Origin of the sequence: Halolamina pelagica (assembly GCF_001307315.1) — an archaeon.
GTDB lineage: Archaea > Halobacteriota > Halobacteria > Halobacteriales > Haloferacaceae > Halolamina > Halolamina pelagica_B.
The window spans coordinates 183,187-197,428 of record NZ_LGUC01000001.1; the positions used below are offsets into that span (position 1 = coordinate 183,187).

Here is a 14,242-nt window from a genome sequence, read left to right on the forward strand (position 1 = left end):
GCCCTCGCTGCGGCGTCAGCGCTCTGCGAACAGTTCCTCCGCGTACGCCTGCGCTCGCTCCCGGATCGCGCCGGCGTCGACGCCGACGTGCTCGCCGTGCTCGTAGCGGACGCGGCCGTCGACCATCGTGAACCGCACGTCGTCGCCGTGGGCCGCGAACACGAGATGCGAGACGGGGTCGTGGATCGGCGTCGCGCGCTCGCTGTCGGTCGTGAGCCCCACGATGTCGGCCTTCCACCCCGCCCGGAGCGCGCCGACGCGCTCGAACCCGGCGGCGTCCGCGCCGTTTTCGGTCGCCATCTCGAAGGCCGTCGCGGCGCTGATCGCGGTGGAGTCGGTCTCGCTGACTTTCCCCAACAGGCTGGCCTGGCGCATCTCGGTGAACGCGTCGAGGGTGTTGTTGCAGGGCGGGCCGTCGTTGCCGAGGGCGACGTTGACGCCCCGGCGCAGGTAGTCCTCGACGGGTGCGACGCCGGAGGCGAGCTTCATGTTCGACGACGGGCAGTGGGTGACGTGCGTGCCCGTCTCGGCGAGGAGTTCGCGCTCGCTCTCGTCGGTGTGGACACAGTGGGCGAGCACCACGTCCTCGCCCGTCAGGCCGACCTCGTCGAGCCAGTGGACGTTGCGCATCCCGGTTTCGGACTCGACGGTCGCGATCTCGTCCTCGTTCTCGCTGGCGTGGGTGTGGATCACGACGCCGTCGTAGCGGTCCGCGAGGTCGCGGGCGCCGCGCAGGCACGCCTCGGTACAGGAGACGGCAAAGCGGGGCGTGACGGCGTACTGGATCCGGCCGTTCGCGGTGTCGTGGTACTGCCGGATCAGCGCCTCGCTGTCCCGGAGCGCGCGCTCGGTTGACTCCTCCAAGCCGTCCGGGGACGCCTTGTCCATCAGCACCTTCCCCATCCGGGCGCGGATGCCGCGCTCGCGGGCGGCCGCGAACGCCTCGGCGGCGTGGTGAACCGACAGGTGGTCGATGACGGTCGTGGTGCCGGAGGCCAGACACTCGAGGTAGCCGAGGTCGGCCGCGAGCCGCATCCCCTCGGCGTCGAGGCCGGCCTCCATCGGGAGGACGTAGTCGAACAGCCAGTCGAGCAGCTCGGCGTCGTCGGCGACGCCGCGACCCAGCGACTGGACGGAGTGGACGTGGGCGCCGACGAGCCCGGGCGCGACGATGTCGAACGCACGGCGCTCGTGGGCCGGGAACCGCTCGCGGAGGTCGGCGGCGGCCCCGACGGCCTCGATGCGGTCCCCCGCGACGACAACGGCGCCGTCTTCGATGATCGTCCCGGCGTCGACGACGACGGTTCCGGTGAGTAGCATCCCCTCCGTCGCAAGGTGTGCGGGGTTAAGAGGGTGGCTATGCGCGGCGGAGCGGCCGGGCCGGTCGACGCGGCGCTCGGCTCAGAGCCCCAGCGCCTCCAGCAGGTCGAACCCCCAGCCGAGGTTCGCCATCAGGTAGTAGCCCACGTAGATCCCGACGATGGCGACGACGCCGGGCAGCGCCGGCGGCGCCGGAATGGGCAGTCGGAGGAACGTAAACAGCGCACCGGTGACGATTCCGACCGCGAGAGCCGCGAGGACGGCAGCGACGTTCATGGTTCTCGGAGCCACGCGGGCGGCGTAGGTAAAGGCGGCTATCGGTGCCAGCGTGCATGCAGCCGGAGTCAGCAACGTTAACCGTCGCCCCGCCCGATTCCCGGGCATGAGCTACGAGGACGAAATGGAGAACCCCGAGAACCCGGTCGCGACGATCCACACCACCCACGGCGACATCGTCGTCGAGCTGTTCGAGCAGCGTGCGCCGACGACGGTGCAGAACTTCATCAGCCTCTCGACCCACGCCGAGGACTACGAGGACGCCGAGGTCGGCCCCGAGGGCGAGGCCTGGGAGGACGACGGCGAGAAGCGCGTCGACCCGCTGTACGACGACGTCGCGTTCCACCGCATCATCTCCGGCTTCATGATCCAGGGCGGCGACCCGACCGAGACCGGTCGCGGCGGCCCCGGCTACCAGTTCGACGACGAGTTCCACGACGAACTCACCCACGACGGCGCCGGGATCCTCTCGATGGCCAACTCCGGCCCGAACACCAACGGCTCGCAGTTCTTCATCACCCTCGACGCCCAGCCCCACCTCGACGGCAAGCACGCCGTCTTCGGCCGCGTGATCGACGGCATGGACGTAGTGGAAGAGCTCGGCAGCGTGCCGACCGACCGCAACGACCAGCCCCAGGTCGACGCGACGCTCGAGTCCGTCGACGTCGAGCAGTAAACCACTCGCGACCTGCCGGGACCGGCGCGGCGCGCGGCGCCGAAGCGGTGTACCGCGACGCGCTGTGGTCCTTCTGCGGTTTTCCACCCCTCCCAGCGCCGCGAGTGCGCTGATTGCGCTCCACAAAAGCGTTGCCGGCAAAGCTTATCCCCATCCGTGAGAGAGGTTGACACGCACAGCATGTTCGAGCAGTTCTCCAGCGGCTACTACCTGGGGGTGTTGTACGTCCAACCGGGCGCGGCGGAGGCCGCCCTCAACGTCGAGGACCACGAGGCGGTCAACCGACAGCTCTACGGCGACAGCGACGGGATCGAGCGGCTCGACTCCCCGCTCGTGATGAAGCTCGACGGCACACATTTCCCGGTCCGTGGGGAGGAGGGCGTCCCGACGGGGACGCTGACGGTGCCCGAGTCGCTGGCCGGCGACGACCTGCCGGCGCGTCGCGAGGTGCTGCTGGCCCGCCCCGAACGCGCCGGCCAACTGCTCAAGTTCGGCGGCTGGGAGCCCGCGGACGCCGCGTAGGCGTGGCACGGTGGACCGAAGGCACCGCCTAACACACCCGTAGGCACCGCATTACTTTATCCCTATACTCGAAGGCATAGCCATGGCCACGGGTCCACCATCGAACGACGGCGTCGAGGAACAGCTGTTAGAAGCACTCGACGAAGCCGAGAACCAGGAAGTACGGTATCACATCCGCGAAACGTTGCAGCATCTCCACCTCGACGACTGAGCCCCGAAGCTACAAACCCCTCCCCGCCCGCGGGTTCGGTATGCTCGACCGCCTGCTGGGGCGTCGCCACCTGAAAGAGCGAATCGACGAACTCGAAGCGGAGTGTGAGAGCCTACAGGCACAGGCCGAATCAGCAAAGGAGAGCCGTGCCGACGCCGTCAGCGCGCGGCAAGAAGCCGAACGTGAAGTCAACCGGCTCGAAGACCGGATCACCGAACTCGAAGACCGCCTCGAGCGCGCCGAAGGGGGCGCCGAGCCCGACCTCCCCTACCGGTACGAGGAACGCTGCCGCGGCGACCGCGTCGCCGCCGTCGCCGACCGCCTGCGCAGCGTCGACGCCGGTCGGGAGGGTGCGCTGACGGCGTTCGTCGAGGGGGATGAACCCCCGGACCAAGTGCGTGAAACCCTCGGCGATCGGGCGTCGCTTGTCTCCCGGGCGGCGCCCTGTCTCGTCTGTGCCGACGACGCCGGGCTCGTCGCCGCCGCGCTCTCGCTCCCGATCGAGCCCGAGCCGTTCGTCGAGTGGGACGACAGCTTCCGCGTCGACCCCGCGTGGGTCCGGCCGACCGGGCGGCTCTGCTTCGCGCTCGTTCGCTCGGACACGTTCGCCCTCGGGGTGTACGAGGACGGCGAGCGCGTCGAGTTCGTGGGGTTCGAGAGCGACGTGATGAACGAACACTCGAAAGGCGGGTTCTCGCAGGATCGCTTCGAGCGCCGCCGCGACGCCCAGATCGACGAGCATCTGGAGAAAGCCGCCGAGTCGATCGAGCGCCACGCCGACGGCGCCGACCACGTGGTGATCGTCGGCGAGCGGAGCGTGCTCGGGGAGCTACGCGAACTCGCGGACACGACCGCCCGCGTCGACGCCACCGGCGACCCGGCGGACGCGCTCGACCACGCGTTCTCGGACTTCTGGCGGGTGAACGTTCGGGGGCTGTAAACTACCCTACCCTACTTCGCTCACCCCATACGGGGTTCGCTCGTTGAGGGTAGGGCTTTGATGTGGACTCCCGGCAATCAGTCCCCGGCAATGGGCTGGTGACTCTTGCCGTTCAACGTCCCACCATTCACACGCACGTCTACTGGTGCGTCTCCGCTCCCCGACTTGGGCGAGGAACGGAGTCTGTGTTGTCGCTTTCGGGCATAGCGTATCCCGATATTCTTCGCTGCATTGTAGTCTGCGTTGGCCTCGTAGCCACACTTCTGGCAATGGAAGTGTTCGCCGTTACGGTTCGACTCGTGCGTGAACCCACAGTCCGTTCGAGAACAGCGTTGGGACGTGTGGTTCGGCTCAACTTGCTTCACGGAGACGCCCTGTTCGGGCGCTTTGTACTCCACATACTCGGCGAGGCGTCGGAACGCCCAGATGTGGTGCCACTTCGCCTGTGGAAGTTGCTCTCGGATGTTGGTCAAGTCCTCAAACACAATAACACCGCAATCGTGATCGACAGCTTCCGTGACGAGTTCGTTGGCGACGGTGTGGATGTACTGTTTCCGCCACGCTTCTTCCCGCTTTCCGAGGCGAAGCAGAGCGTCGTGCGCGGCTTGCGTCCCGCGCTGTTGCATCTCACCACGTCGCTTCTCGAATTCACGGCACCAGTGATCGTATTCGTCGCCCTGCCAGAACGTGCCGGTCGAAGCTACTGCGAGGCTGTTGACGCCGAGGTCGATACCAAGAACTGTTTGGTGCTCGGTATCTTCCGAAACCTCGGACTCGTCGGTATCGTACTTTCGCGTCGTGATATGGAAGTAGAACTCGTCAGTCGCCTTGTCGTATTGGAGTGTGCTCGCCCGGAACTCGTAGTCCTCCGAGAGAACGTACTGTTCGTAGGGAGTCGGGCTATCCGCCGGAAGTTCAAAGGCGCACTCGACGCGCCCGTTGACAGTCGAGAGAGACACACGGTTGCGGTAGAACGTCGCGCTTCGCTTGTCGTAGACCATGCTCCACGACGTGAACTCCGGCTGGCTCACGCGTTTGCCTTGTTTCCACCGTTCGACGCATCCTTTCGTCGCTTGGACGGCACGACGGATAGCCTCTTGAACGAGGTTCGCAGTAAGATCAGTTTCCTCTCGCAGTTGTTCGTAGAGCGCGTCCCGTGCCGTCGAGTTCGCCGTAACGCAGTTGGCGTAGGAGTCGTCGTCCCAACAGAATTCAGCGGCACGATTCGCACAGTGAAGAAACTGTCGCGCGGATTCGTGGAGGTCGTCGTACCGCTCATCGGGAACAACAAGCTTGATCGGCGCAGTTCGACGCACCTCTATGTTTCAGATTACTATCTAACGGTACTTATCCGTTGGGGGTCAGGTAGCTACCGTCGTGCGGTTGCGTTGTGCGTTGTCGGTTTCCTCTCCGACCTACTCGCTCGCTATGCTCGCTCCTTGAGGTCGGAGGCTCCACCTCGAATTATGCTGAGTTACCGCGGGCCACCGATTTATACCCTCCCTCCTCTATCCCCTCACCATGCCCGACCAGCGACGACTCGCGATCCTCGCCCACGAGAAGTTCCCCGACCGCGCGAAAACCGCACTCGGGGTGATGCGCTACAGCGACGACGACACCGTCGCCGTCATCGACCGCGACACCGCCGGCAGCCGGGTCCACGACCACACCGACACCGTCCCGGACGCTCCCATCGTCGGCGCCTTCGACGAGATCGACGACGAGGTCGACGCACTACTCATCGGCATCGCGCCCATCGGCGGCGGCTTCGACGAGTCCTGGCGCCCGGACGTGACCGCCGCACTGGAAGCCGGCGTCGACGTGGTCGCCGGCCTCCACTACTTCCTGAAGGAGGACGAGGAGTTCGCGACGCTCGCGGCCGAACACGGCGCCGAGCTCCACGACGTGCGCGAGCCCCACCCCGGGATCGGCGTCGCCGAGGGGAAGGCCGACGAGATCGACGCCGAGGTCGTCCTCACGGTCGGCACCGACTGCTCGGTCGGGAAGATGACCGCCACCTGCGAACTCGTCGACGCCGCCCGGGACGCCGGCATCGACGCCGGCTTCATCCCGACGGGCCAGACCGGCATCATGATCGCCGGCTGGGGCAACCCCGTCGACCGCGTCGTCTCCGACTTCACCGCCGGGGCCGTCGAGGAGATGCTGCTCGAGAAGGGCGACGAGCACGACGTGCTGTTCGTCGAGGGCCAGGGGAGCATCGTCCACCCCGCCTACTCCGCGGTGACCTGTGGCATCCTCCACGGCTCGATGGCGGACAAACTGGTGCTCTGTCACGAAGCCGGCCGCGAGGTCGTCCACGGCTACGAGGACACCGAGCTCCCGGCGATCCCGGAGTACGTCGACCTGTACGAGTCGCTCGCGGCGCCGGTCCACGAGACCGAAATCGTCGCTGGCGCACTGAACACGAAGGACGTCGACGGCGACGAGGCGGCCCGGGAGGCCGTCGAGTCGTTCGCCGCCGAGATCGACGGCGTCGCGACTGATCCGGTCCGGTTCGACGCCGCGGAGATCGTCGACGAGATCGTGGGGGAGCGATGAGCCTCGACACCGAGTTCGAGCGCGTCTCGCTCCCGCTGGCCAACGCGTTCACCATCGCCCGCGGCACCCAGGAGACCGCCGAGAACGTGATCGTGAAGATCACCGACGAGGGCGGGATGACCGGGATCGGCGGCGCCGCCCCCTCCGCGCACTACGGCGAGACGGCGGACACGGTCGAGGCGGTGCTGCCGGAGCTACTCGACGTGGTCGAGGCGGTGGGTGACCCCCACGCGCTGACGACGATCGAGGAGCGCATGCGCCACACCGTCGAACGAAACCCCGCGGCGCGGTGTGCGGTCTCGATCGCGCTGCACGACCTCGCGGCCAAGCGGACGGGGCTGCCGCTGTACCGGATGTGGGGGCTCGACCCCGCGGAGACGCCGACGAGTTCGTTCACCATCGGCCTCGACACGACCGAGAAGATCCGCGAGAAAACGGCCGACGCCGTCGACGCGGGCTACTCCACGCTGAAAGTCAAGCTCGGAACCGACCGCGACCGGGAGATCATCGAGGCGATCCGCGAGGAGGCGCCCAACGCGACGCTGCGCGTCGACGCCAACGAGGCGTGGACGCCCCGCGAGACCGTCCGGAACTCCCGCTGGCTCGCCGATCACGACGTGGAGTTCATCGAACAGCCCGTTTCCGCGGCGGACCCGGCGGGGCTCAAGTTCGCCTACGAGCGCAGCGAACTCCCCATCGCCGCCGACGAGTCCTGCATCACGCTGTCGGACATCCCCGAAATCGCCGACAAGTGCGACATCGCGAACCTGAAGCTGATGAAGTGTGGCGGCCTGCTGGAGGCCAAACGGATGGTTCACGCCGCCCGCGCCGAGGGGCTCGAGGTGATGCTCGGCTGCATGATCGAGAGCAACGCCAGCATCGCCGCGGGCGTCCACCTCGGCCCGCTGCTGGACTACGCGGACCTCGACGGCTCGCTGCTGCTCGAGTCCGACCCCTACGAGGGTGTTCCCCTCTCCGAGGGGGAGATGCAGCTGACGACGCGAGAACTACCGGGTACCGGCGTGCGGCCGGAGTAGCTCACTCCTCGGTCGTCTCCCGGTCGGTCTCCCGGAGGATGAACGGGCCGATCGAGAGCGTCCGCTTGGTGACGGTGACGATCCGGAGGATGTACGAGAGCAGCACTGCGAAAGGCAGCAGCGAAACCGCCACCACGCCCGCGATCAGCAGTAGCGAGACGGGGAGACCGAACACGTACGAGACGGCCGCGTCGATATCGAAGAACAGCAGCGCCCACGTCGACGCCAGCAACGAGGGGATCGACACCCAGAAGATCGACCGCGAGAGGTCGATCAGCTCCCACTGGAAGTAGAGCGTCTTGAAGTGCTCGCGGGCGGGACCGAACAGTTCGAGGACGGCCGCCAGCGCCTCGAGCTGATCGATCGCCTCCTCGCTCAGCGCCTCGGCGTGCGCGGCGCGCAGCCGCCGGGCGGTGTAGAGCTTCCAGGAGTAGTTGAAGTCGAGCGCCGAACGGATCACGTCGAACTCGCCGAACCGGGCGCCGTCGAGCCCGTCCCGGACCCGCTGGCTGTTCTCCCGGATCCCGTCGACGTACTCCCGGATCCGCGCCGTCAGCTCGTCGTCGAGGCCGGTCGCCGAGCGCTCCAGGCCGTCGGCGCGGCGTTCGGTCGATCGGACGAGCGCCCGGAGGAACGCCGACGGCTCGGTCGGGCTGACCGGTTCGTCGATCACGTCGCTCACGTCGTCGCGGAACGTCGTCGCCGCCTCCATGCGCTCCCGTTGGTCGCCGACGGCGCCCTGCTCCTGGGAGAGCACGAGCTGGGAGAGCGTCAACACGAGCGTCACCCCGGTCACCGTCGAGCCCACGAGCGCCTGCGCGAGCGTGTCGACCGAGTCGCTCGCGGTAACCAGTTGGTGGGCGGGCGTCGGATGGGCGACGCCGGCGACGACGATACCTAAAAAGAGGGTGGCGACGATCCCCAGCGCGACCAGCCGGCGGTCCGCGCCCAGCAGCAGCCAGAGCTTCGTCGTGCTTACGTCGGCCCGCTCGCGCATCGTGTCGCTGGGCTGTCCCGGGGAGTCGTCGCCGTCACTCACGGTCAGTCACCACCGAAAACGGTCGCGGCCGGCGTGGCGACGGGGAGCGTCACTCCTCGTCCCGCAGCTCCTCGAGTTCGCTCTCGATCTCGGGGTCGGCCTCGGCGTCGGTGTCCGCGTCGGCGTCCGCGGATTCGGTCGTCGACTCGGCCGACTCCTCGGCGCCGTTGGCTTCGGCACCCTCGCCGAGTTCGCTCTTCAGCGTCGCGAGTTCGGACTCGACCTCGCCGTCGGTCCGCCCCTGTTCGAGTTCGCGGTCGATGCGGTCCTCGTCGGAGAGGGCGTTCTCGAAGGCGCCGGTGTCCTGCAGTTCGTCCATCGCCTCCGCGCGGGCCTCCATCTCCTCGGTCCGCTCCTCGGAGCGCTCGATCGCCCGGGTCACGTCGGCCATCTCGTCGCCGGCGCCGGTCATCGCCTCGGAGACGCGGGTCTCGGCTTCGGCGGCGTCGTGGCGCGCTTTCAGCGTCTCCTTCCGGGTGCGGAACTCCTCGATCTGGCTCTGGAGCTCGTCTTTCTTCTCGACGAGGCGGTCCTGTGACTGCTGGAGATCAGCGATCTGGGCCTCCAGATCCTCGATCTCGTTCATCTTCGACTTCTTCTTCTCTAAGGCCTCGCGGGCGAGGTCGTCGCGGTCCTGGCGCACCGCTTCGCGGGCCTGTTCGTTGTGCTTCTCGACGTTCTCCTCCAGCCGGCGCTTCTGAATCTCCAGCCGTTTCTTCTGGGTCGTGAGGTCGGCGATACCCTGTTTGACCTCCTGGAGCTGATCGCGCATCTGCTCGTAGGAGTAGTCGAGGGTCTCGTTCGGGTCCTCGGCGCGGTTGAGCACCGAGTTCAGCTTCGACCGCACGATGTAGGAGGCACGCGAGAGGATTCCCATAGCCGGGTATGGGGCCGTCAGCGCCTTAAAACCTCCCGCGAGTGACCAGTCACGACGAGCCGAAGGCGCTTTGGAGTGGCTCTCCCACCCGGAGGTATGAGCGACAGCGAACCGGTCGTCGTCCCGAGCGCGCGGGACGTGCGCGCGACCCTCGACACGGCAGCCACACCAGCCGACGCCTGCGTCGTCGCCTGTCCGCCCCACCCCCAGCACCGCGGCCACCGCGGCGACGGGCGACTCGTCGCGATCAGCGACCGCCTGACAGCGGGCGGCGTCGACTGCCTGCGCTTCGACTACGGCGACTGGGACGAGGGGTACGGCGAACTCGGCGACACCTACGCCGCGATCGAGTGGGCGAGCGAGCGCTACGAGACGGTCGGCCTCACGGGGTTCAGCTTCGGCGGCTGTCTCTCGCTGCTCGCGGCGGGCGGGACCGCCGTCGACGGCAGCGCGGCCGCGACGCCGGACCTCGCCGCCGTCGCCGCGCTCGCGCCGCCGAGTCGCCTGAACGACGACCTGCACGCGCTGCCGGCGATGGGACGCATCGACGCCCCCGCGACGGTCGTCTACGCCGAGCACGACGACATCGCCGACTGGGCGCCAGTCGTCGAACGGGCGACCGAACTCGGCTGGGAAACGACGGCGCTCTCGGCGGGGCACCTCTTCGTCGGCCGGATCGAGGAGGCCGGCGACGCTGTCGGCGGGTTCCTCCTCGATTCGCTCTGAGCTACGCCGACCCCTCGCGGTAGCCGGCGACGACGTAGCTCCCGGTGAGAATCAGGGCCATCACGAGCACGAACGCCCAGAACCCGACCATGAGGCCGTCGGCGATCAGCGCGCCGGTCGACGCCCGCTCGACCGGCTCCCACACGACGATCGCGACTGCCGTGAGCGTGCCGGCGACGAACGGCGCGAGGAATCGAGGGTTCCACAGCGAGCCGTCAGTCTCCCCGTAGCTGTTCACGTAGTTCCGGAACGTGGCGACGAACACGTAGACGGCGAACGCCCAGAGCAGCCCGGTGAGGGCGGCCGTGAGCACGTCGACGACGGCGATTCCCGCGACGTTACCGCCCACCAGCGAGCCGGCAGTGCCGACGAGAAACGCCGCGACGAGGAGGGCGTGCCACGGTTCGACGCGATCGAGGCGGGGCATAGCCTGATCCCCGGCCGGACGGGAGAAAAGCGTGCTGGGGCTCAGTTGTACTCCCGCCAGGTGTTGTCGCACTCTTTGCATCGCAGGAACCGGGTCGGCGGCTCGTCGGCGGAGGCCGTCTGTTTGATGTCGTACCACGCTTCGCCGTGCCCGCAGGCCTCACACGTCACGTCTGAGGCCGTGGGTTTGCCCTCGTACTCGGCGTCCTCGTCGGCCTCGATCAGGTCGCCGTGGGTCTGCTCCTTCGTGGAGACGAACGCCTCCTCGGCCGCCGCGTCGCGGGGCTGGCTGGCGTCGCACTCGGTGCAGACCATCCGGTCGCCCTCCGCGACCATCATCGAGCCGCAGTCGTCGCAGAACTGCATACCGAAACTCGGGGAGCCGCGCGGGAAAGTCTGTTCACTGCTCGCCGACGTGCCCCGACATCGCCTCGTCGCCGTCGCCGACCTTCGGACAGCCACGCACCCGGAACTGCTCGTCATCGACGAGTTCGACGATCTCGGTCCCCTCGTTGGTGCAGGTCGCGGCCGGCGGGTCGGCGAAGAACTCACACCGCTGGCAGTACTCCCGCTTGTCGACGACGTGCTCGTCGGGCGTGTCGGTGGGTTCGACCGTCGGCCCGATATCCTGGTCGACCTCGGCCTCGCCCAGCAGGTCCGCGACTTCGGCGTCGCCCTCGACGACGGCGTCCCAGACCGCCTCGCCGTCGATATCGCCGACCTCGACCTCCTCGAACAGCTCCGCGGCCTCGGCCTCGGAGGCGGGCTCGCCCTCCGCGACCGCTGCGAACGGATCCGCCTCGTCGTCGGCCCCCTCGCGCTCGGCCTCGACCCGATCGCGAAGCCCCGAGAGCGGGATCTCCGCCTCCTCGTCGCGCTCCTCGCCGTTCGCCTCGGGCTCCTCAGCCATCGTCGTCGAACACCTCCTCGGCGGGTGCGGGGTCGAACGACTCGCCGGTCAGCGCCGGCTGGTCGCCGGTCACCAGCGTCGCCGAGCCGAGGAACCGGCTGCCGGGCTCGACGTCGACGAACGACTCCCCGCAGTGGGGGCAGCGCGGGTCGGACAACAGGCCCACGTGGACTCGCTTGCCGCAGTGCTCGCAGTCGGCCGTCCCCACGTTTCGGCGGTTCGCGTCGGCCTGTAACTCCTCGACGGCGTCGCGTCGAGCGTCGGCGGCCTCGAGTTCGGTGACGCGCTTTCGCAGGTCGACGATCGCGCTGGCGAGCATGTCGAGTTTCCGCTCGGTGTCGTCGGCGCGGTCGGTCAGCGAGGAAAGCACCGCTTCGTAGTTGTCGAAGCCGCCGTCGACCCGTCGCTCGAGCGAGGCGAGTACGCGACGGAGCGTCGCGATCTCGGCTGTCCCGTCGCGCTCGACCTCGTCGATCCGGGCTTCGAGCTCGGGGTGGTCGTGGTCGGACTCCGCCCGGGACCGCGCGACCTGTATCACGCGGTCACGGACGTCCTCGATCTGGTCGTCGGTCTCCGCCTCCAGTTCATCGATGCGGTCCGCCAGCTCCGCGAGCTGCTGCTCCAGCGGCGGGACGTCCGTCGCGTCAGCGGCGTCGGTGAGAAGGCGGTGGGTCGCGACCGCGCGAGCGAGCACCTCCCCACGCTCCCGGCCGGTCTCAGCGGCCCGATCGTCGAGCCAGCGGTCCAGTTCGGTCGGGAGTGATTGGGGCTGCTCCTCTTCCATCGTCGGGGGCTAAACGGCGGTCGTATAAGTAACTCCGTGCTCGCGTCACCCGCTCGACCGGGCATCGACGCTGGCTGTGGCCGGAGTGGTAGCGTGCGGCTACCAAAATCATTTTTAACGACCTCTCACGAGTGCCTGACATGTCCCTGAACATTGGAGACGCCCTCTCAACCGGCGTGGACAAGCTGACCACGGCGGCCGGTGTCCAGCTGGCAGTGGTGTACATCGCACTGCAGTTACTGACCGCACTCGGAACGAACTCGGCTGTCGCCGCGATCAATCCCCCGACGGGAACGTCGGGGATGCAGGCGGCGGCACTGTCGCTCCCGATCGGCGTCGCCGGCGGCGCCGCGCTGGCGACGCTGGGCGGGATCCTCAACGTTGCACTGACGATCGTGGTGCTGCGAACAGTCGCCCACGACGCTGCCGAACTCGGCTCGATCCCGAGCGGCGTGGCCGACGACATGCTGATAACGTGGGTGTTCCTCTTCATCGCGCTGATCGTGCAGGGGATCGCCATCGGCCTGGGGTTCATCGCGCTGATCATCCCCGGGCTGTTCCTCCTCGTGAGCCTGATCTTCACGCAGGTGTTCGTCGCCGTCGAGGGCGAGGGGCCCTTCGAGGCGCTCTCCTCCAGTTGGTCGATGGCGAAGGGGAACCGGTTCCCCCTGTTCGGGCTGGGCGTGGTGCTGTTCGTGATCAGCCTGCTCGTGAGCCTGCCGGCGACGATCGTGACGATTCTGAGCCCGATCGTCGGGACGGTGCTGAACTACGTCGTCACCGGGTTCGTGAGCATCTTCTCGCTGTCGGTGCTGGTCGCAGCCTACCAGCAGCTCTCCGAGCCGTCGCCGGCGGCGATGGCCGAAACGGACGACGACGGCGTCGAGCGACTGGACGACGACTCCGGCTTCGACTACGCCTGATCGGGCGGCGTCGACGCCCTGGCCGGGCACTGAATGGTAACCCTTAACCTCGCCGGGTCCGTCATTTCGACTGCGGGCCGGTGGGGTAGCTTGGTATCCTTCGGCCTTCGGGTGGCCGTAACCGCGATTCGAATTCGCGCCGGCCCACTACCTTTCCCGCACTCAACGAACGCCGAGCGACAGCGAGGCGTTCCGTGTGCAGGAAGTCGTGTCGCCAAGCGAATTCGAGCAGGGAAGACGAGCACAGCGAGTCTTCCCGTGTTCGACATTCGCGCCGGCCCACTTCCCGCATTCTCACACCGCCAGTCAGTCGTTCGTCTCGTCCGTCGCCCCATCGAGCAGCCGCTGTGACGACTGTCGCTCGGTGACCCGCCCCACCAGTACCCAGAAGCCGATCGCACACACGGTAAGCCCTGGCAGGAGTGCCGCGGGCCCGAACGCCCGGATCGCGTCGAGGCCGTCAGCACTGAGTTCGGGATGCTGCGCCCAGACCATCGGCGGGCCGAGTGCCCCCACCGCGTACAGCGACTCGTACAGCGTTATCGCGGCACCGGCGACGAGGGCGCCCCAGCGGACACCGTCCCGCCGAATCAACGCCGAGTAGTGAATCAGGACGACGCCGGCAGCCGCCATCACCACCGGCGTGGCAAGGTCGTTCCACGGGCCGACACCCGTCTCGGCGTAACACGTCCACAGCCGCCCGTCCTGGATCATCCACGGCCCGAAGCCACAGGACGCCACGACGCCGGTCACGGCGACGTTGATCACTCCATGTAAGAGCTCGTGAACCAGTATCTCCACGCCGATCAACAGCGGTGCGACCGCTAACGCAACCAGGAACGACCGATCCCGCGTCATGCGACTCGGCGACCAACTAGCTGGGCGGGCCGCCGTGCAACAGGGACGTGCTCGTTCAGCGCGGTGCGTTGTATGTCGTCGACGCCATCGCTCCGGTCACGGCCCCCTGGCTGCCCACGCGTCAGTTCGCCGGCGTCGGTTGGGTCGTCGGTGGCGGT

General features: G+C 67.9%; 18 protein-coding genes and 1 tRNA gene. 9 read left to right on the forward strand and 10 right to left on the reverse strand.

The genetic code is table 11. The features are described 5' to 3' along the window. Positions 1–15 precede the first annotated feature (15 nt). On the reverse strand, positions 16–1,320 hold the full coding sequence (locus tag SY89_RS01000) for a 5'-deoxyadenosine deaminase (RefSeq protein ID WP_054582792.1): 1,305 nt from the start codon (positions 1,318–1,320) through the stop codon (positions 16–18). 81 nt (positions 1,321–1,401) lie between these two features. Then, positions 1,402–1,596, reverse strand: coding sequence for a XapX domain-containing protein (locus tag SY89_RS01005; protein WP_054582793.1), 195 nt, complete (start codon positions 1,594–1,596; stop codon positions 1,402–1,404). Positions 1,597–1,702: 106 nt separating this feature from the next. Between SY89_RS01005 and SY89_RS01010 the strand changes: the two genes are divergently transcribed. The 4 genes from SY89_RS01010 to SY89_RS01020 all read left to right on the forward strand — a co-directional run bounded on the left by SY89_RS01010 (position 1,703) and on the right by SY89_RS01020 (position 3,945). Beyond that, positions 1,703–2,272, forward strand: coding sequence for a peptidylprolyl isomerase (locus SY89_RS01010; RefSeq protein WP_054582794.1), 570 nt, complete (start codon positions 1,703–1,705; stop codon positions 2,270–2,272). A gap of 180 nt (positions 2,273–2,452) precedes the next feature. Beyond that, positions 2,453–2,794 carry a DUF5802 family protein gene (locus SY89_RS01015; protein WP_054582795.1) on the forward strand — a complete coding sequence of 114 codons (342 nt, stop codon included), beginning with the start codon at positions 2,453–2,455 and terminating at the stop codon, positions 2,792–2,794. A gap of 82 nt (positions 2,795–2,876) precedes the next feature. Continuing rightward, positions 2,877–3,005, forward strand: a complete 129-nt coding sequence (locus tag SY89_RS18910; protein WP_275575384.1) for a hypothetical protein — start codon at positions 2,877–2,879, stop codon at positions 3,003–3,005. Between the two features lie 40 nt (positions 3,006–3,045). Then, a complete protein-coding gene (locus SY89_RS01020) occupies positions 3,046–3,945 on the forward strand; it encodes a Vms1/Ankzf1 family peptidyl-tRNA hydrolase (protein ID WP_054582796.1) in 900 nt (299 codons plus the stop codon). A gap of 77 nt (positions 3,946–4,022) precedes the next feature. Here the strand turns inward: SY89_RS01020 and SY89_RS01025 are convergent, their stop codons facing one another. Then, the gene (locus SY89_RS01025; protein WP_054582797.1) at positions 4,023–5,267 is read right to left on the reverse strand and encodes an RNA-guided endonuclease InsQ/TnpB family protein; all 1,245 of its coding nucleotides are present in this window, start codon (positions 5,265–5,267) and stop codon (positions 4,023–4,025) included. 199 nt (positions 5,268–5,466) lie between these two features. Here SY89_RS01025 and SY89_RS01030 point away from each other — a divergent pair, with 199 nt between their 5' ends. Together SY89_RS01030 and SY89_RS01035 are read left to right on the forward strand one after the other, a co-directional pair. After that, positions 5,467–6,504: a DUF1611 domain-containing protein gene (locus SY89_RS01030; protein WP_054582798.1), complete on the forward strand. Its 1,038-nt coding sequence runs from the start codon at positions 5,467–5,469 to the stop codon at positions 6,502–6,504. Continuing rightward, positions 6,501–7,541 carry a dipeptide epimerase gene (locus tag SY89_RS01035; protein WP_054582799.1) on the forward strand — a complete coding sequence of 347 codons (1,041 nt, stop codon included), beginning with the start codon at positions 6,501–6,503 and terminating at the stop codon, positions 7,539–7,541. Before SY89_RS01030 ends, SY89_RS01035 begins: the two co-directional genes overlap by 4 nt. A gap of 1 nt (position 7,542) precedes the next feature. On the opposite strand, the gene SY89_RS01040 is transcribed toward SY89_RS01035, so the two are convergent. Together SY89_RS01040 and SY89_RS01045 are read right to left on the reverse strand one after the other, a co-directional pair. Beyond that, positions 7,543–8,538 (reverse strand): hypothetical protein, encoded by a 996-nt coding sequence (locus SY89_RS01040; RefSeq protein ID WP_189319177.1) that lies wholly within the window; start codon positions 8,536–8,538, stop codon positions 7,543–7,545. Positions 8,539–8,629: 91 nt separating this feature from the next. Then, positions 8,630–9,457, reverse strand: a complete 828-nt coding sequence (locus SY89_RS01045) for a PspA/IM30 family protein (RefSeq protein WP_054582801.1) — start codon at positions 9,455–9,457, stop codon at positions 8,630–8,632. Positions 9,458–9,553: 96 nt separating this feature from the next. On the opposite strand from SY89_RS01045, the gene SY89_RS01050 reads away from it, so the two are divergent. Then, positions 9,554–10,183, forward strand: coding sequence for a CocE/NonD family hydrolase (locus tag SY89_RS01050; protein ID WP_054582802.1), 630 nt, complete (start codon positions 9,554–9,556; stop codon positions 10,181–10,183). Between the two features lies 1 nt (position 10,184). Here the strand turns inward: SY89_RS01050 and SY89_RS01055 are convergent, their stop codons facing one another. The 4 genes from SY89_RS01055 to SY89_RS01070 are packed head-to-tail and all read right to left on the reverse strand — an operon-like array spanning position 10,185 to position 12,303. Further along, positions 10,185–10,610 (reverse strand): hypothetical protein, encoded by a 426-nt coding sequence (locus tag SY89_RS01055; RefSeq protein WP_054582803.1) that lies wholly within the window; start codon positions 10,608–10,610, stop codon positions 10,185–10,187. Between the two features lie 41 nt (positions 10,611–10,651). Beyond that, entirely contained in the window at positions 10,652–10,975 is a 324-nt protein-coding gene (locus SY89_RS01060) for a transcription factor S (protein ID WP_054582804.1), read from the reverse strand. A 34-nt stretch (positions 10,976–11,009) separates the two neighbouring features. Continuing rightward, positions 11,010–11,519, reverse strand: a complete 510-nt coding sequence (locus SY89_RS01065; RefSeq protein WP_054582805.1) for a hypothetical protein — start codon at positions 11,517–11,519, stop codon at positions 11,010–11,012. Next, the gene (locus tag SY89_RS01070) at positions 11,512–12,303 is read right to left on the reverse strand and encodes a hypothetical protein (protein WP_054582806.1); all 792 of its coding nucleotides are present in this window, start codon (positions 12,301–12,303) and stop codon (positions 11,512–11,514) included. Before SY89_RS01070 ends, SY89_RS01065 begins: the two co-directional genes overlap by 8 nt. A gap of 140 nt (positions 12,304–12,443) precedes the next feature. Here SY89_RS01070 and SY89_RS01075 point away from each other — a divergent pair, with 140 nt between their 5' ends. Together SY89_RS01075 and SY89_RS01080 are read left to right on the forward strand one after the other, a co-directional pair. Beyond that, complete coding sequence (locus SY89_RS01075; RefSeq protein ID WP_054582807.1) at positions 12,444–13,226, forward strand: hypothetical protein; 783 nt, start codon at positions 12,444–12,446, stop codon at positions 13,224–13,226. 74 nt (positions 13,227–13,300) lie between these two features. Then, a tRNA-Pro gene (locus SY89_RS01080) sits at positions 13,301–13,373 on the forward strand. A gap of 159 nt (positions 13,374–13,532) precedes the next feature. On the opposite strand, the gene SY89_RS01085 is transcribed toward SY89_RS01080, so the two are convergent. Continuing rightward, a complete protein-coding gene (locus SY89_RS01085; protein ID WP_144427105.1) occupies positions 13,533–14,084 on the reverse strand; it encodes a hypothetical protein in 552 nt (183 codons plus the stop codon). Between the last annotated feature and the right edge of the window lie 158 nt (positions 14,085–14,242).